A 17796-nucleotide genomic window follows, 5' to 3' on the forward strand; every position below is an offset into this window, starting at 1 on the left:
CATTATAAAATCTACGAAAATGAAAAAGATAAAATATATATACATTCTTTTGGTGTCGATGACCTTAGGTCTGTTCACATCATGTCTGGGCGACCTCGACCAGATACCCAAAATAGAAGCTACACCCGAAACGGTTTACAATACACCTGAAGGCTACAAATCCGTTTTGGCAAAACTATATGCGTCCCTTGCTATTGCCGGACAGGAAAAAGGGGACGGAAACACCGACCTCGGAGGTAAAACATATTGGGGCTACCTGCGTATTTTCTACAATTTGCAGGAACTGCCTACCGATGAGGCTATTTACACATGGGGTGGGGGTGACGCCTTGAACGGTATCCAGTTTATGACATGGAACTCTTCAGACGAATGGGCTTCGGCGATGTATTACCGTATCTATTATACAGTGGCTATCTGTAATGAATTTTTACGCAATGCGACCGATGATAAACTATCCGGTTTTAACGACAGCGACAGGGAACAGATAAAGGTTTACCGTAGCGAAGCCCGTTTCCTGAGAGCTTTGGTTTATTTTCACGCTCTGGATTTTTACGGGAATGTACCTTTTGTAACCGAGGCGGACCCTGTGGGGGCATTCTTCCCTCCGCGTATTACACGGGCAGACCTGTTCAATTATGTGGAGTCGGAGTTGAAAGGTATCGAAGAGGAATTACCTCTGCCTTTGCAGAACGAATACGGACGGGTAAGCCGTGCGGCAGCCTGGTCGTTATTAGCAAAACTGTATCTGAATGCTAAAGTATATACAGGTACGGAAAAGAATACGGAATGTATTACTTACAGCAAAAAAGTAATAGATGGAGGCTATGCTTTGGAAAATACATATGCCAATCTGTTCAATGCCGATAACGATTTACGGACAAACGAAATTATCTTCCCTATAGAAGCTGACGGACAACATACCACTACATGGGGTGGCAGTACGTATCTGGTTTGCGGGCCTATAGTAGGTTCTATGGTCGCTACCGATTACGGTGTGCAATCCGGTTGGGGTAGTATCCGCACCAGAAAGGAATTTGTAAAACTATTCAGTGATATTACAGGAGCGACAGATAAGCGTGCAGCTTTTTATACGGACGGTCAGACTCTTGATATAGAAGACCCTACTATCAGCACTCAAGGCTATTCTATTGTGAAATACATTAATAAGACATCTACCGGGCAAAATGGCTCTAATTTCGCAGAAGGATTGGTAGATACCGATTTCCCGATGATACGGCTTGCCGATGTATATCTGATGTATGCTGAAGCCGTAGTAAGAGGTGGTACGGGTGGAAGTAAGAGCCTTGCAACTGATTACATAAATCTGATACGTAAAAGAGCTTATGGTAATGAGGCAGGAAAGGTTAGCGAAGATGATTTGACTCTTGATTTTATTCTGGCTGAAAGAGGACGTGAACTTTATTGGGAAGGCACCCGCCGTACCGATCTTATCCGTTTCGGAAAATTCACAGGCTCGTCTTATGTATGGCAATGGAAAGGTGGAACAATGGATGGTACGGGGACAGACAATAAATTCAATTTGTATCCGCTTCCGCCGGCCGATCTGGCAGCTAATCCTAATCTGAAACAAAACGAGGGGTATTAATCTTTAAGATATAGAATAGTATGAAAACAATAAATAAATATATATTCCTGTTCTTTCTTTCTGTACTGGCCGTGTCATGTAACAGTGACGGGGATGAAGTGGTGCTTTCGGGCTTTCAGGAAGGAGAATTGAAAGCGACGGCATCGGAAGTCGTATTGACGAATGATAATAGCGGGAAACTGGTTTTATCCTTTATGTGGAATGCAGGAGAACTGGCGAATACATATTCTCAAAAATATGGGCTTCCTGCCGATGCATTGAAGACAACGCTCCAGTTCGATATACAAAGTTCATTTACCAGTGCAAAAGATGTAGTGGAAACAGCCAGTGCGAAATCCTATACAGGCAAGGCTTTGAATTCACTGGCTCTGAGTATGGGGCTGGAAATCGGGCAGCCTGCAAAACTCTATGTTCGCCTTAAATCTACTATTGCGGCTAATGTAGACCCTCTATACAGTAATGTTGTGGAAGTAACCGTTACCCCATACGAAGAAATAGCATTCTTATATATGCCGGGCGACCTGAGCGGCGGATGGGATAAATACACAACACGCTTATGTTCACGCAGTGGAAATGGCGAATATGAAGGGTTTGTAAATGCACAGCAATGGAATAACTTTAAGTTTACGACTGAAATGAGCAGTACTTCGGGCATAACTTATGGTTCTAATCCGAATGATTTATATACGTTGGATGATAGCAGTGCCCAGTGGAATATCTGGTTTGAAGAGGGTGGATATTTCCTTCTGAAAGCGAATACCAATACAATGAAATGGAGTAAGACGAAGATTTCGGCATTTGCCGTTACCGGAGAGTTCAATGCATGGAGCCTGACTACCGATGTGATGACTTACGATGCTGTCAATCAGGTATGGAAAGTAACTTGTAATATCTCGAATACCTTATATGGCATCCAGATAATTGCCAACAACGATTGGAATTCTAAATACGGAGGCATTAACGGAGAGATTACTTTGGGCGGAGCGAATATAGAAATAGCCACACCGGGTACTTATACCATTACAATGAATCTGAGCAATCCGGAGAAGTACACTTATACAATCGAATGATTATAACTTTTATTTGTCAGAATAATAAACAGGTCTGCGACCCCTAAAACAAAAATATCTATGAAATTATATATAAAGCATTTGATTATAGCACTTTCATTTATTGTTTTCCTCGGATTTATTTCCTGTAGCGACGATGATGATAATGGAGCAACCAGTCCTGACCTATCAACCGGAACTTTTGCCAAAGGGGCCGATGTGAGTTGGATAACCCAGATGGAAGCATCGGGAAAGAAATTCTACAATGCAGCAGGGGCTGAAATGGAAGGCATAAGGCTATTGAGAAGCCTTGGGATGAACTCTGTCCGCCTGCGTGTATGGGTCAACCCTGTAGACGGATGGTGTAATACCGAAGATTTATTGGTAAAAGCATACAGGGCTAAAAATCTGGGGATGCGTATTATGGTGGATTTCCATTACAGCGATAGCTGGGCAGACCCATCGAAACAAGCGAAGCCGGCTGCATGGACTGACCTGAGTTTTACAGAACTGAAAAGTGCCGTAGCGAATCATACGACAGAAGTGCTGAACGTATTGAAAACAAATGGTATCACTCCGGAATGGGTACAGGTGGGTAATGAAACTGGTAATGGCATGCTATGGGATGATGGAAAAGCAGAGGACTATATGAAAAACTATGCCGGGCTTAATAATGCAGGCTATGATGCGGTCAAAGCTGTTTTTCCGGATGCGAAAGTGATTGTTCACCTGCAAAACGGTCAGGATAACGGATTGTTCCGTTGGCTATTCGACGGGCTGAAAAGTAACAATGGAAAATGGGATGTAATAGGCATGTCCTTATATCCGTCTGCCGATGATTGGAAAGCCATGAATAACGATTGCCTTTCCAATATGAAAGATATGATAGAACGTTACGGGTCGGATATAATGATTTGTGAAGTAGGGATGAGTTGGGATGAAGCGGAAACATCAAAAGCGTTTCTGACCGATTTGATAGAAAAAACAAAATCATTACCAAACGGCAGAGGTTTAGGTGTATTCTATTGGGAACCGCAGGCATATGGTAGCTGGAATGCATATACACTCGGTGCTTTTGACGATTCGGGAAAGCCTACGGTTGCTTTGGATGCATTCAGATAATATTTATCTATACTATAAGCTGGTAGCTTTTAGCTATCAGCTTATAGCTCTTTGAAAATGTGAACGAGCCCCCTCAATCCCCCAAGGGGGACTTACAAAGAGAATAAAAAGCAAGAAATTGAAAATGAGAATAGGAATGAGGGAGGACAAAAAAGTAACAGGAGAGAAATATGTAAAAGGTGTTACAATTGTTACCTTTTAACAAGTAGTAAGTTTTAAGTAATAAGTAGTGAGTAAATAGGTACAAGTAGACAAGGTACGAGATACAAGCTGCTGACTGTTTACTGCTAACTGTAAATAGTGTTACCTTTGTTACTTTTTGAATAATATAAACTCATTGTTAACTGTTGATTGTTAACTGAAAGAATCTTATAATGAAAAGAAAATTTATAACTTTTATTTTAGCTATACTGTTTTGTTGCAATGCCACCATGCAGTCGCAGACAAAAAGAGTAGAGTTTTTACTGGAAAAAAACTGGAAATTCAGCAGAGGCGATTATCCCGATGCTGCCGGGACAGGCTTTGATGATAAAAGCTGGGAGTCAGTAACTGTTCCTCACGATTGGGCTATATCCGGGCCATTCGACCGCAAGCACGATTTGCAGGAAGTGGCAGTTATCCAGAACGGAGAAAAAGTAGCAACTGTAAAGACCGGACGTACAGGAGGATTACCCTATGTAGGTATCGGTTGGTACAGAAATACGTTTAATGTAAGTGATTTCGGAAAAGGGAAAAAACGTGTCACCCTTCTTTTCGACGGAGCTATGAGTGAAGCCCGTATATATGTAAACGGGAAAGAAGCCTGTTTCTGGCCTTTCGGTTACAATTCTTTTCATTGCGATGTAACGGATCTGCTGAATGCTGACGGTGAGAACAATACCCTTGCAGTGCGCCTCGAAAACAAACCGCAGTCGTCACGTTGGTATCCGGGCGCAGGCCTTTACCGTAATGTACATGTAGTTGTGACGGAAGAAATACATGTACCCGTCTGGGGTACCTATATTACCACGCCTTTTGTCTCGGAAGAATATGCTTCGGTGAAGCTGAAAACCGAAATCAGTAATTCGGATAATGCGGATGTACGGATAGTTACCGAGATAAAAGATGCATCGGGGAATGTCGTTGCCAAAAAAGATAATACCCTCAGGATAAATCACGGTCAGCCTTTCGAGCAGAATTTCAGTGTAGATAAGCCACAACTGTGGTCACCCGAAACTCCGTATTTATATAATGCAGTATCGAAAGTATATATAAAAGATGCTCAGGTTGACGAATATACCACACGTTTCGGTATAAGGGATATAAAATTGATTGCAGATAAAGGCTTTTTTCTGAATGGTAAAAGGCGTAAGTTTCAAGGGGTTTGTAACCATCACGATCTGGGCCCTCTGGGAGCAGCTATTAATGTGGCGGCATTGCGCCGTCAACTGACTATGCTGAAAGATATGGGGTGTGATGCTATACGTACCGCGCATAATATGCCTGCGCCGGAACTGGTTGCCTTATGTGACGAAATGGGCTTTATGATGATGATAGAACCATTCGACGAATGGGATATCGCTAAGTGCCTGAACGGTTATCACCGTTTCTTTAATGAATGGGCGGAAAAAGACTTGGTAAATATGCTACATAACTACCGAAACAATGCCAGTGTGGTGATGTGGAGTATTGGCAATGAAGTACCGACACAGTGCAGCGATCAGGGATATAAAGTGGCTTCTTTCCTGCAGGATATCTGCCATCGCGAAGATCCTACCCGCCCTGTTACCTGTGGTATGGATCAGGTTACTTGTGTGCTGAATAACGGCTTTGCCGCGATGATAGATGTTCCCGGTTTCAATTACCGGACTCATCGTTATCAGGAAGCTTACGAAAAACTGCCTCAGAATCTGGTACTGGGTTCTGAAACAGCCTCTACGGTAAGTTCGCGGGGAGTATATAAATTCCCTGTGGAGAAGAAAGCCGATGCTAAATATGATGACCATCAGTCTTCTTCCTACGATTTGGAATATTGCTCATGGGCAAATCTGCCGGATGATGATTTCGCATTGGCAGATGACTATGAATGGACTATGGGCCAATTTGTCTGGACGGGATTCGATTATCTGGGCGAACCTTCTCCCTATGATACGGATGCATGGCCGAATCATAGCTCTATGTTCGGTATTATAGATCTGGCAAGTATTCCTAAGGACAGGTATTACCTGTATCGTAGCCTGTGGAATAAGAATGAGAGTACGTTGCATATTCTGCCTCACTGGAACTGGAAGGGGCGCGAGGGAGAGAAAACACCTGTATTCGTTTATACCAGCTATCCGTCTGCCGAACTTTTTATCAATGGTAAAAGCTACGGAAAACAGAGTAAAAACAATACTACATTGCAGAACCGCTACCGCCTGATGTGGATGGATGCCATATACGAACCGGGCGAAGTGAAAGTCGTTGCATATGATGCGCAGGGTAGAGTTGCAGAAGAGAAGATTGTGCGTACGGCGGGTAAGCCGCATCATATAGAACTTGTAGCCGACAGGATGCAGTTAGCTGCCGATGGTAAGGATTTGGCTTATATAAATGTAAGAGTAGTGGATAAAGATGGAAATCTGTGCCCTGATGACCAGCGTCAGATAATCTTCTCCGTAACAGGGGATGGTAGCTATAAAGCATCGGCGAATGGCGACCCTACCTCTCTCGAACTCTTTCATCTGCCCAGGATGCAGGTGTTTAACGGGCAACTGACCTCGATAGTACAATCGGGTGAAAAAGACGGAAAACTGATTTTTGAAGCAAAAGCGAAAGGTTTACAGACGGGAAGGATAGAAGTTATAATAAAATGAATTAGTTGACAGTTGAAAATTGAGAGTTGAAAATTTTTAAGGGCTTTGCATTACTAGTGCGTCAGCATCTGCGCATTAGTTCCGCAGGCGGGGTACCCAATCCGGTAAAGATGGCATAGAATCAAATGGGGCGATAGCCCATTTATTTGATTCAGCCATCGAGGCGGTTTTGGGTCGCCGAGGAATGAAGCGCTAGCCTTTTGATTCGTTTTGGGCAATGCCAAAATGAACATAAATAAATCTTTAATAGAGATGATCGGTTCTCTTTCGTTCTTTGACATACATATTTCGTACAACAGACAAGCTATTTAGTACATAAAATGCCTTTAGATAGCGGATTATATCAGGAATAACCTATTTTTGTATTAAATTAATGAGGTAATGCAGAGATATCTTGTATTGGCAAACAGTAACGACTTGGTGAGGGTCTCTCCCGAGAGGATAGTTTATATATCCTCCGACGGGAATTACTCCACGATGGTGCTGGTCAATAAGGAAGAACATCTGTTTTCTTTCAATCTGGGTACTTTCGAAAGGGTTATCGAGCAGCAGTTGTCCAATGATGCAGGTACTTTTATCCGCTTGGGTAAAAGCTTGATTATAAATGCGCAATATATCTATTACGTGAACGTTTCCAAGCAGCAGATTATTCTTTCAGATATCAGCTTTCCCCATAAATTTGCACTCTCTGCTTCGAAAGAAGCATTGAAAGCATTGAAGACAGTATTGGAAGATAGTATAAAAAGCAGGAGAACCGAATAATGAGCAAGAAAGATATACAAACAGAAAACGAAGTCTACTTTCTTGGCTCAAAAGAAAGTAGGGACAAAAAGCCCGCCTCCAAAAAGAGGTGGCGGCTGATAGCTGCGGCTTGTATCGTGGTAGTAATAATAGCGGTATTGCTGATATTGCTATTGCGGAAACCGGATGCCGGCTATTACTTCGAACCTGAAATCGAAGAGGCTGTGCATACGGCAGGTGTAACTTCCGATACTATAAAAGCTATACCTGGTGATACTATAAAAGGATATGTCGAAATATTGGAAGAAACGGTGAATGATGTACCCATGTTTGTTTATGTACCTCGTCATGCAACACTGTCATTGTCTGTAGGTATGCCGGATAAGTCCGATTCAACGATTATTTTCATAACACAGGCAGCCGATATCAGGGGCGATAATTATGAGATAGTAGGCGATTTTGTCCTTGCCGGGGAAAAATTATCGAGGGGTGTTGCAAAAACAGGATTTTGCGCGGTCATTGACGGTGAAGTTATTATCGGAGTTTCAGATAATACTCCATTGTTGCAAAAAGCGATTGAGTCGAAAGGCTATTTTTTCAGGCAATACCCATTGGTAGATGATGGAGTACTGGTGGAAAACAATCCGAAGAATAAATCGATTCGCAGAGCACTGGCTACACGTTCCGGGAAGGTAATAATGGTTGAAAGCCGCAGCGCCGAGTCATTCCATGATTTTGCGCAGGCGCTGGTCGATATAGGGGTAAATGATGCGATATATCTGGTAGGAAGCAATACTGCATTTGGCTGGTACTATGACAAAGACCATATAAAGACTGAGTACGGAACTATCCAGTCTGAACAGCTTCAGAATATATCTTATATCGTTTGGCGTTCGGAATGAGATACCTGTACGGAAATCACTCCCATCCCTCATACCCGCCGTCGATGCTGTATACATCTTCAAAACCCTGCTCTGCAAGGAATTGGGCTACCATTTGGCTGCTATTTCCATGATAGCACATGACTAATATAGGATAGGTTTTATTTGTCATTGACACAAACCCGGGCAGGCTCAGGTGGGTAAGGTGTGTCGCTCCTTTTACATGTCCTTGCCGGAAACTTTCTTCATCTCTGATATCTACCAGTATTGTTTCGGGATTCGATAGTTTTTCTTTGGCTTGATGCGGTGTAATTCTCTTTAACGGCATTCTTTTCTATTGTTATTAGTTTATTCTATATATTATTTGATGTTATAGATTGAACAAATTCAACTGGTTTTTGTTTTTAGTCTTAAAAATCACAAATAAAGGACACTGACGTGCAAAAGAAACTATTACTTGCCTTATTGGCAATTATTCAATCATCACTGATATTCGCTCAAGCCGAACCTGCCTATAAGAAAGGAACATTCTTCGCCCTGTGGGGCTGGAACAGGGATGCCTATACAAACTCCGATATTCATTTCAAGGGTAATGATTATGACTTTACTCTTCATAAAGTGAAAGCATCTGATAAACAAAATAAGATCAGCTATTTCAATTACCTCCGCCTCGATCGGATAACCATTCCTCAAACAAACTTGCGTGTGGGGTATTTTATAAAAGATAATATGGCTATAACTTTAGGTGTAGACCATATGAAATACGTTATGGATCAGAATCAGACGGTAAATATAGATGGACATGTAAAACCTGAATACCAGTCTCATGTAAATGACGACGGTTCTATAAAACTGACAGACGATTTCCTTACATTTGAGCATACCGACGGGCTGAACTATATAAATGCAGAACTGGAATATTATAAGAATTTCTTCCATAAAGGTATACTTAACGTGAATGGGCTGATCGGCGGTGGAGCCGGATTTCTTATGCCCCGGAGTAATGTCATGATGATGGGGAATGAACGGCACGATGCTTTTCATCTCGCAGGATTCGGGTTGAATGCAAAAGGCGGGCTGGATGTAAATTTCTGGAACTTGTTTTTCGTTCGTTCCGAAGTGAAAGAGGGATATATTAATATGCCAAGTATAAGGACGACCGAATCGTCGGACGACAAAGCTCATCAGGCATTCTGGTTTGCAGAACTGACTTATGCAATCGGGTTTAACTGGCATTTTTAAAAGTATCAAAGTTATCTATATAATATATTCAGTTATACTCGGTGCAGTATTTAAAAAGTGTTTGTTGATTTTAGAGTAATCAGTAGTAAGCATTAAGTGTCTGATAACCGGTTACTGTTAACAGTATCCCCCTTTCGTACCTTTGGGGGACTGTTAACTTAAAAAAATCATAACTCATAACCTATAACTCATAACTAAATCATAACTTTGCATACTTGATTTGTAAAAGCTATAGACCATGCCAGTTAATATACCTAACAATCTTCCGGCGATTGAGATTCTGAAGAAAGAGAACATCTTTGTAATGAACCAACTCAGGGCTAACGAACAGGATATCCGTCCTTTGCGTGTGCTCATTCTCAATCTGATGCCTATTAAGATAATGACGGAGACTGATTTGATAAGGTTATTATCGAACAATCCGTTACAGGTAGAAGTCGAGTTTCTGAAGCTGGAAACCCATACTTCTAAGAACACTTCGGAAGAGCATCTTGAGATGTTCTACAAGAACTTCAGTGAGGTGAGGGATGATTTCTATGATGGTATGATAATAACAGGTGCACCTGTTGAACTATATGAATTTGAAGAGGTAACTTACTGGCCCGAAATATCTTCTATATTCGATTGGGCGCGTACTCATGTGACTTCCACATTGTATATATGCTGGGCTGCACAGGCTGCCATGTATCATTTCTACGGGGTGAAAAAATATCCGCTACCGGAGAAAATGTTCGGTGTATTCAAGCATATTGCCCATGATAAGAAGTTCCCGTTATTCAGGGGGTTCGACGACGAGTTTTATATTCCTCATAGCCGCCATACAACCGTGAGGCGGGAAGATGTGCTTCGGCATCATGAGTTGAAAATACTGTCGGAATCGGATGATTCCGGTGTCGGAATAGTTGCATCCCGTGGAGGACGTGAATTTTACCTGACAGGACATTCCGAATATGCACCATATACACTTCATAACGAATATATACGGGATGCGGAAAAAGGCTTACCTATAAAGATTCCGCTCAATTATTATAAAAATGACAATCCAGAGAACGGGCCGGTGGTACGCTGGTCGGGTCATGGTAATCTCTTATTTAATAATTGGCTCAACTACTTTGTTTATCAGGAAACTCCATATGATAAAACGAAGATTAAAGATCTGGGTAATATAGATCCTATGAATGAGGGGTATATGTACCATATCTAAGCTCAATTAATATAGAAACACTGTAACAAGACAAGCTTTGCTGAAAGCGCGCAAAATAGAGCTACTTGCTCCTGCTAAAAATCTGGAATGCGGTATTGAGGCCATCAATCACGGAGCGGACGCGGTATACATCGGCGCACCGAAATTCAGTGCGCGTGCAGCTGCCGGAAACACACTCGATGATATTAAGTCGCTGGCAGAGTATGCACATCAGTTCGGAGCAAAAGTATATGTCGCTCTGAATACCATACTGACAGATAGTGAATTGCAGGACGCCGAAAAACTCATCTGGCAGTTATATGCCGATGCCAAAATAGATGCGCTGATAATTCAGGATATGGGCATCACTATGCTCAATTTGCCACCGGTTGCGCTACATGCAAGCACACAAATGGATAACCGGAGCGCAGAGAAGGTGAAGTTTCTCGAAGATGCGGGATTTAAGCAAATCGTATTGCCCCGGGAATTGACAATAGATGAAATAGCCGAAATTGCCGCCCATGTAAAAACTCCTCTCGAAGTCTTTGTGCATGGCGCATTGTGCGTATGTTACAGCGGGCAGTGTTATCTCAGTCAGGCTTTGTCGGGGCGAAGTGCAAACAAAGGAGCATGTGCGCAGTATTGCCGTTTACCGTACACGCTGGTTGACGCTGACGGAGAAGAGATAATGCAGAAGAAGCATTTTCTGTCGATGAAAGATCTCAATCTGTCGGATAATCTAGGAGAATTACTGGAGGCAGGTGTCAGTTCCCTGAAGATAGAAGGGCGGTTGAAAGATGTTTCCTATGTAAAAAATATCGTTGCCTATTACCGTATGAAACTGGACGCAGTACTGAAGCGGGATTCCCGGTTTATAAGGGCTTCTTCGGGCAAATCTGTCTACACATTCGAACCCAATCCGGAGAAAAGTTTCAACAGGGGCTTTACCAAATACTTTCTGCATGAACGCAGTAGTAATATGTGGTCGGTAGACTCACCCAAGTCGATAGGTGAACCGATCGGGAAGATTACTGAGATTACGACAAAATATATAAAGATTAATGGCTCTCAAAAGATACACAACGGCGATGGCCTTTGCTACTTCAATAATAAAAAAGAGCTGGAGGGTATCCATGTTAACCGTGTAGAAGGAGAGCTTATTTTTCCGGCAACGATTCCCGATGTTAAGCGCGGTACTTTTGTGTACCGTAATTATGACCATGAGTTTGAAAAGTTGCTGTCGAAGAAATCGGCGGAACGCCGTATAAGCGCGACTATTGAACTGAATGAAATCCCGTTCGGCTTTTCCTTAGAGATTACCGATGAAGACGGCAATTACGCTATACTCAATTTTGAAACGGAGAAACAAACGGCCCTGAAAGACCAAACTGAAAATATCCGGAATAATCTGAGCAAGACGGGTAATACGATATTTAAAGTGGAACAGGTCAATATAAACTGGAACGATAGTTGGTTCGTCCCGGTGTCGCTGTTGTCGGAATGGAGAAGACAACTGACAGATAAACTATTATCCGTAAGGAAAATCAGATATCAACAGGAAGTTGTCCCTCATAAGCATACCTCGCATGCTTTTCCAACTAAAGATATTACATATCTGGGGAATGTGATGAACGAAAAGAGCAGGCAATTTTATACGCAACATCAATCGTCGGTGGTGCAGCCTGCGTTTGAAAAACAGGCTCAAAAAGATGTCCCTCTGATGTTTACTCGTCATTGTATCAAACAGTCATTAGGTTGGTGCCCGAAAGAAGGAACTGAAAAACATCCTTACAAAGAACCTTTCTTTTTGATATATAACAATACGAAATTGCGTCTTTCGTTCGATTGCCGGAATTGTGAGATGAAAGTATTTAACGATTCGTACGCAGAATAATATACATATTGATATTTTCTGTATCTTTGAACCTATATTAGAAATACCTGATATGAGTAATGCATGCAATTCAATGGGATACTCTCAAGTCTTAACCTGCTGTTGTTGTTTTACTTATTCAATGTAATAAATAGGTCTGCGACCTTATTCATGCTATGCTGAAAAGAATTGTAAGATATACCTGGCCCCCCGCGGTCATTGCTGTTATCATTTTTTATCTATGTTGCCTTATCCCTACAGATGATATACCTGATGTCGGGTTTCAGTTCTTTATCCCCGCCGATAAGATTGTGCATTTCCTGATGTATTTCGGTCTGGCCGGAGTGGCATCTTTCAATTATATCTTTTACAAAAAAGGGCATATTATTATATTGAAGCTTGTTGTTTTCGCCATACTGGTCCCAATAATTTACGGGGGAGTGATAGAGATAATACAAGCGGAATATTTCCCGGGAAGGAGTGGAGATTGGTACGATTTTCTGGCTGATGCGCTGGGTGTACTGGCATCCTTACCTATTTCCCTTTGGTTTAGGCGTTTTATGTTAAACAGGCAATTACAGGAAGAAGACATATGAAAAAGTCAATCGTTATTTTGTTCGCGTTATTTTTCTCAATGAGCATATTTTCTCAGGAAGAAAATTACCAATATAAAGTAAAAGTGGGAGATATTGCTCCCGATTTTGAAATGAGTTTGCCTTCGGGGCAAAAGGTGAAATTATCCTCTCTGAGAGGTAAGGTTGTTATGTTACAGTTCACTGCCAGCTGGTGTGGAGTTTGCCGTAAGGAAATGCCTCATATAGAGAAAGAGATATGGCAGAAGCATAAGGATAATCCGAATTTTGCGTTATATGGCATAGACCGTGAAGAGCCTGCCGAAACAGTATTGAAATTTGCCAAAGCGACAGGAGTGACTTATCCTATCGGTTTAGACCCGAAAGCGGATATATTTGGCACTTACGCGGAAAAAGAAGCGGGGATCACAAGGAATATCATCATTGATAAGAATGGAAAGATAGTAATGCTTACCCGGCTTTTCAAGATGGAGGAATTCAACGAAATGGTTGCCCTGATTGATTCTTTACTTTAACAGTGAGCAGTAAGCAGTTATCAACTTGTATCTCGTATCTTGTTTACTTGTAACTCGTAACTTTTTTATTAAAAAATGAGTATCGTTATTATAAAATATAATGCAGGGAATATCTTTTCGGTAGAGCATGCTTTCAAACGTTTGGGCGTTGAAGCTATTGTATCTGCTGACAAAGAATTGATAAGGACTGCTGATAAAGTGATTTTTCCGGGGGTAGGAGAGGCCAGTTCTACGATGCATCATTTGCGTCAAACAGGATTGGATAAGCTTATTCCCGATTTGGAGCAGCCTGTGCTGGGTATTTGTCTGGGCATGCAGTTGATGTGCGCCCATTCCGAAGAAGGCGATGTGGATTGTTTGAATATATTTGGTGCGGAAGTAAAGCGCTTTGCATCCGAAAGACACGAAGATAAAGTGCCTCATATGGGATGGAATACAATTACAAATCTGAAAAGTGAGGTTTTTGACGATTCACTGGAGGGGGAATTTGTATATTTTGTACATAGCTATTATGTAGCCAGTTGCAAGCATACGGCAGCAACAACGGATTATATCCTTCCATTTAGCGCGGCCATTCATAAAGATAATTTTTATGCTACCCAGTTTCACCCTGAAAAGAGTGGGGGAGTGGGCGAAAAAATATTAAAGAATTTTTTGTTGAATACCTAATACCAATTTATCATGGATAAGTACGATGAATTAAGGAAGCTGGAGGAGCTTAGGGCTCAGGGAGCAATTTCGGAAGAAGAATTTCAGCAGGAAAAGCACCGGATATTGAACCCCGGCAGCTATGGAAACGATGGAAGAGGATTAGGTGGTATACAGAAAGATACATATATCGTGCTGATGCACCTGTCGCAGTTTGCAGGCTTCCTGGTTCCGGGATTAGGCTTTATCCTTCCCATTGTGCTGTGGCTGGTAAACGCAAAAGAATATCCGGAAGTAGACAGGCATGGAAAGAATATCGCGAATTTCATGATAAGTATGCTTATTTATGCGACAATAGCCGGTATCTTCTGCATCACGATAATAGGAATTGTAATAGGGCTTCCGATGCTTATTATAATCGCGATACTCGAAATCGTATTCATAATCATTGCAGCAATAAAGGCCAGCAATGGAGAATATTGGAAGTATCCATTATCAATCACCTTTTTTTCTTAAATAACAGAGCATGATAGAGATTATCCCAGCTATAGATATTATTGACGGTAAATGTGTTCGCTTGTCGCAAGGCGATTATAATGCAAAGAAAGTATATAACGAAGATCCGCTGGAGGTAGCGAAAATGTTTGAAGGCGCGGGTATCCGCCGTCTTCATCTGGTCGACCTCGATGGCGCGAAGGCAAAGAGGGTCGTCAATCGGGCTGTTCTGGAAAAGATTGCGTCAAATACTTCCCTCGTCATTGATTTTGGCGGAGGGGTACAAAGTGATTCCGATCTGGATATTGTTTTCGATTCGGGAGCTTCTATGGTTACCGGAGGGAGTATCGCAGTGAGGGATAGAAATTTATTTATCTCCTGGATAGAGAAATACGGCAGCGAAAAGATAATCTTGGGGGCTGATTGTAAGGACGGTAAAATCGCTGTTTCCGGTTGGCAGGAATCTACATCGGTTGATATTATTCCTTTTATAAAAGATTATAAAGCAGAGGGCATAAATAAAGTTGTCTGTACCGATATCAGCAAGGATGGCATGCTTCAAGGTCCGTCTATTGACTTGTATAAGGAAATCCTGAAATCTTTTCCGGATCTCTATCTAATTGCAAGTGGCGGAGTCAGTAGCTTTCAGGATATACTCGATTTGGAGAGTGCGGGTGTGCCTGCTGTTATTTTAGGAAAAGCTATTTATGAGAAACGGGTGACGTTGGACGAATTAAGGGTTAAAAGTTATGAGTTATAAATTATAAATTCTTAATCCTTCATTCTTAATTTTTCATTTTTCATTTTTAATTAAAATACGTGTTAGCGAAAAGAATAATACCTTGTCTTGATGTAAAAGACGGGATGACCGTGAAAGGAACCAATTTTGTGAACCTCCGGGAAGCCGGAGATCCGGTGGAACTTGGTGTGCGTTACAGCGAACAGGGAGCCGATGAACTGGTATTTCTTGATATTACGGCATCGCACGAGGAGCGTAAGACATTTACCGAATTGGTAAAACGTATTGCCGCAAATATAAATATACCTTTTACCATCGGTGGAGGTATCAATGAATTATCGGATGTAGACCGCTTGTTGAATGCCGGAGCGGATAAGGTTTCTGTAAATTCCACAGCCATAAGAAATCCGGAGATAATTGAGGAAATAGCCAAAAACTTCGGTTCACAGGTTTGTGTTTGCGCAATAGATGCTAACTTTGAAGACGGGATATGGTCATGTTACACCAGCGGCGGACGTAACAAGACTGATAAAGAACTTTTCTCCTGGGCTAAGGAAGCTGAAAATCTCGGCGCAGGTGAAATCCTTTTTACCAGTATGAATCATGACGGAGTGAAGACCGGGTATGCGAATGAGGCATTACGCCGGTTGTCCGAAACATTGAATATCCCTGTTATTGCCTCCGGCGGGGCCGGGAATATGGAACATTTTCGCGATGTATTTGTTAATGGTAAAGCAGATGCAGCTTTGGCAGCCAGCGTTTTCCATTTTGGCGAGATAGCGATAAAAGATTTAAAGGATTATTTAAAAAAAGAAAATATAAATGTAAGATAGTTCACGTGAATCAGTATTTGAGAACTTTATCTATATAATAATAAGCTATTAGCTATTAGCCGTTAGCCGTTAGCTTATAGTTCTTTGAAAAGTTGAAAAGGCCTCCTGGCCTCCGAAGTGAAAAGAGAACGGGCCCTTCAATCCTCCAAGGGGCAGGGCTGTTAAGTTCTCCACTTTGTTCTGTTATTTTCGGCTGTCATTGGCTCCGCTTCGCTCTGCCGAACGTTGTTTCTGAGTGGAACGAAGGATCTCTTTCGATTAAAGAGATGTTTCACTTCGTTCAACATGACAAAGAGGATATAAGAATTCAGAACTTAACAGCCCTGCCTCAAGGGGGACTTATAATGAGGGTAAAAAGTAATAAGTAGAAAAAGTGTTACCTTTGTTACTTTTTGAAAGTTACAAGTTACTCCGTCCTGCGGACAGTACGAGTTACAAGTAAACGGGATGCTGAGCGGAGCGAAGCATGACAGGGTATAATAGTTCTCAAAGGCTAATGGCTAAAAGCTATCAGCTAATAGCTAAAAAGCGTTACCTTTGTTACTTTTTAACAATGTATAGTTAATAAATGCAAAAATGGTAAAGGATGATAAATTATGAATGATGAGTTGATTTTACACCTTACAACTAATAAGAGAATTCTTCATTCTTCATTCTTCATTATTAATTGATTTCCGTTACTTTCGTTACTTTTTAACTATATATTGTCAATAAATGTGAAAATTAAACACGACTAAAATTAAAAATATGAATCTCGATTTTGACAAAGTAGGCGGGCTAATACCTGCCATTATACAAGATAATGAGACAAATAAAGTGTTGATGCTTGGTTATATGAATGCTGAGGCTTTGCAGAAAACACAGGAAACGGGAAAGGTGACATTCTTTAGCCGTACAAAGCAGCGGCTTTGGACAAAAGGCGAAGAAAGCGGGAACTTCCTGAATGTAATCAGTATAAAAGAAGATTGCGATAAGGATACACTCCTGATTAAAGTGAATCCGGTTGGCCCGGTTTGCCATACAGGAGCAGATACTTGCTTCGAAGAAGAGAATAAGGAAGATATCCTGTTTTTGAAATATCTTCAGCATTTTATTGAGAAACGTTACAAAGAGATGCCCGAAGGCTCTTATACGACATCACTTTTCGAGTCTGGAATAAACCGCATGGCTCAGAAAGTGGGAGAAGAGGCTCTGGAATCGGTGATAGAAGCATGTAATGGTACCGACGACCGTCTGATATATGAATCAGCAGATATGCTTTATCACCTGATTGTATTGTTAACATCGAAAGGCCTAAGTATCGAAGACCTTGTAAGGGAACTTCAAAAACGGCATAAGAAAAACTAAAAACTAAAAACTAAAAACTAAAAGTGAAAAGTGAAAAATGTTTATCAATCTCCATTTTTAATTTTCACTTTCCGTTCTTCACTTTGTACTGACCT

17 protein-coding genes are annotated in these 17796 nt (G+C 41.5%); 16 read left to right on the forward strand and 1 reads right to left on the reverse strand.

The annotated features are described in order from the left end of the window. Positions 1-19: 19 nt before the first annotated feature. The 6 genes from B3317_RS14355 to B3317_RS14380 all read left to right on the forward strand — a co-directional run bounded on the left by B3317_RS14355 (position 20) and on the right by B3317_RS14380 (position 8254). Entirely contained in the window at positions 20-1606 is a 1587-nt protein-coding gene (locus B3317_RS14355) for a RagB/SusD family nutrient uptake outer membrane protein (RefSeq protein WP_291112797.1), read from the forward strand. A gap of 20 nt (positions 1607-1626) precedes the next feature. Then, positions 1627-2676, forward strand: a complete 1050-nt coding sequence (locus tag B3317_RS14360) for a SusE domain-containing protein (RefSeq protein WP_291112799.1) — start codon at positions 1627-1629, stop codon at positions 2674-2676. 60 nt (positions 2677-2736) lie between these two features. Continuing rightward, positions 2737-3777, forward strand: a complete 1041-nt coding sequence (locus tag B3317_RS14365) for a glycoside hydrolase family 53 protein (RefSeq protein ID WP_291112801.1) — start codon at positions 2737-2739, stop codon at positions 3775-3777. A 431-nt stretch (positions 3778-4208) separates the two neighbouring features. Then, complete coding sequence (locus B3317_RS14370; protein WP_291112952.1) at positions 4209-6611, forward strand: glycoside hydrolase family 2 TIM barrel-domain containing protein; 2403 nt, start codon at positions 4209-4211, stop codon at positions 6609-6611. A gap of 381 nt (positions 6612-6992) precedes the next feature. Next, positions 6993-7373 (forward strand): LytTR family transcriptional regulator DNA-binding domain-containing protein, encoded by a 381-nt coding sequence (locus B3317_RS14375; RefSeq protein ID WP_006797590.1) that lies wholly within the window; start codon positions 6993-6995, stop codon positions 7371-7373. Next, the gene (locus tag B3317_RS14380; RefSeq protein ID WP_291112805.1) at positions 7373-8254 is read left to right on the forward strand and encodes a hypothetical protein; all 882 of its coding nucleotides are present in this window, start codon (positions 7373-7375) and stop codon (positions 8252-8254) included. Before B3317_RS14375 ends, B3317_RS14380 begins: the two co-directional genes overlap by 1 nt. A 16-nt stretch (positions 8255-8270) precedes the next feature. On the opposite strand, the gene glpE is transcribed toward B3317_RS14380, so the two are convergent. Then, the gene (gene glpE, locus B3317_RS14385) at positions 8271-8561 is read right to left on the reverse strand and encodes a thiosulfate sulfurtransferase GlpE (RefSeq protein WP_291112807.1); all 291 of its coding nucleotides are present in this window, start codon (positions 8559-8561) and stop codon (positions 8271-8273) included. Positions 8562-8671: 110 nt separating this feature from the next. Between glpE and B3317_RS14390 the strand changes: the two genes are divergently transcribed. The 10 genes from B3317_RS14390 (at position 8672) to hisIE (ending at position 17701) form a co-directional block, all read left to right on the forward strand. Continuing rightward, the gene (locus B3317_RS14390; protein WP_291112809.1) at positions 8672-9475 is read left to right on the forward strand and encodes a hypothetical protein; all 804 of its coding nucleotides are present in this window, start codon (positions 8672-8674) and stop codon (positions 9473-9475) included. A 238-nt stretch (positions 9476-9713) separates the two neighbouring features. Then, entirely contained in the window at positions 9714-10679 is a 966-nt protein-coding gene (gene metA, locus B3317_RS14395) for a homoserine O-acetyltransferase MetA (RefSeq protein ID WP_291112811.1), read from the forward strand. A 37-nt stretch (positions 10680-10716) separates the two neighbouring features. Next, positions 10717-12552 (forward strand): peptidase U32 family protein, encoded by a 1836-nt coding sequence (locus B3317_RS14400; RefSeq protein ID WP_291112813.1) that lies wholly within the window; start codon positions 10717-10719, stop codon positions 12550-12552. Positions 12553-12707: 155 nt separating this feature from the next. Beyond that, on the forward strand, positions 12708-13127 hold the full coding sequence (locus B3317_RS14405; protein WP_006797597.1) for a VanZ family protein: 420 nt from the start codon (positions 12708-12710) through the stop codon (positions 13125-13127). Positions 13128-13165: 38 nt separating this feature from the next. Continuing rightward, a complete protein-coding gene (locus tag B3317_RS14410) occupies positions 13166-13639 on the forward strand; it encodes a TlpA family protein disulfide reductase (RefSeq protein WP_414647507.1) in 474 nt (157 codons plus the stop codon). A gap of 75 nt (positions 13640-13714) precedes the next feature. Further along, positions 13715-14308: an imidazole glycerol phosphate synthase subunit HisH gene (gene hisH / locus B3317_RS14415; RefSeq protein WP_291112840.1), complete on the forward strand. Its 594-nt coding sequence runs from the start codon at positions 13715-13717 to the stop codon at positions 14306-14308. Positions 14309-14320: 12 nt separating this feature from the next. After that, on the forward strand, positions 14321-14803 hold the full coding sequence (locus tag B3317_RS14420) for a DUF4870 domain-containing protein (protein ID WP_291112842.1): 483 nt from the start codon (positions 14321-14323) through the stop codon (positions 14801-14803). A gap of 10 nt (positions 14804-14813) precedes the next feature. Continuing rightward, the gene (hisA, locus tag B3317_RS14425) at positions 14814-15542 is read left to right on the forward strand and encodes a 1-(5-phosphoribosyl)-5-[(5-phosphoribosylamino)methylideneamino]imidazole-4-carboxamide isomerase (protein ID WP_291112844.1); all 729 of its coding nucleotides are present in this window, start codon (positions 14814-14816) and stop codon (positions 15540-15542) included. Positions 15543-15601: 59 nt separating this feature from the next. Then, positions 15602-16354: an imidazole glycerol phosphate synthase subunit HisF gene (gene hisF / locus B3317_RS14430; protein ID WP_291112846.1), complete on the forward strand. Its 753-nt coding sequence runs from the start codon at positions 15602-15604 to the stop codon at positions 16352-16354. Between the two features lie 738 nt (positions 16355-17092). Further along, positions 17093-17701 carry a bifunctional phosphoribosyl-AMP cyclohydrolase/phosphoribosyl-ATP diphosphatase HisIE gene (gene hisIE / locus B3317_RS14435; RefSeq protein ID WP_291112954.1) on the forward strand — a complete coding sequence of 203 codons (609 nt, stop codon included), beginning with the start codon at positions 17093-17095 and terminating at the stop codon, positions 17699-17701. The last annotated feature ends 95 nt before the right edge of the window (positions 17702-17796 follow it).

This window comes from Dysgonomonas sp. UBA7710 (assembly GCF_002482385.1).
GTDB lineage: Bacteria > Bacteroidota > Bacteroidia > Bacteroidales > Dysgonomonadaceae > Dysgonomonas.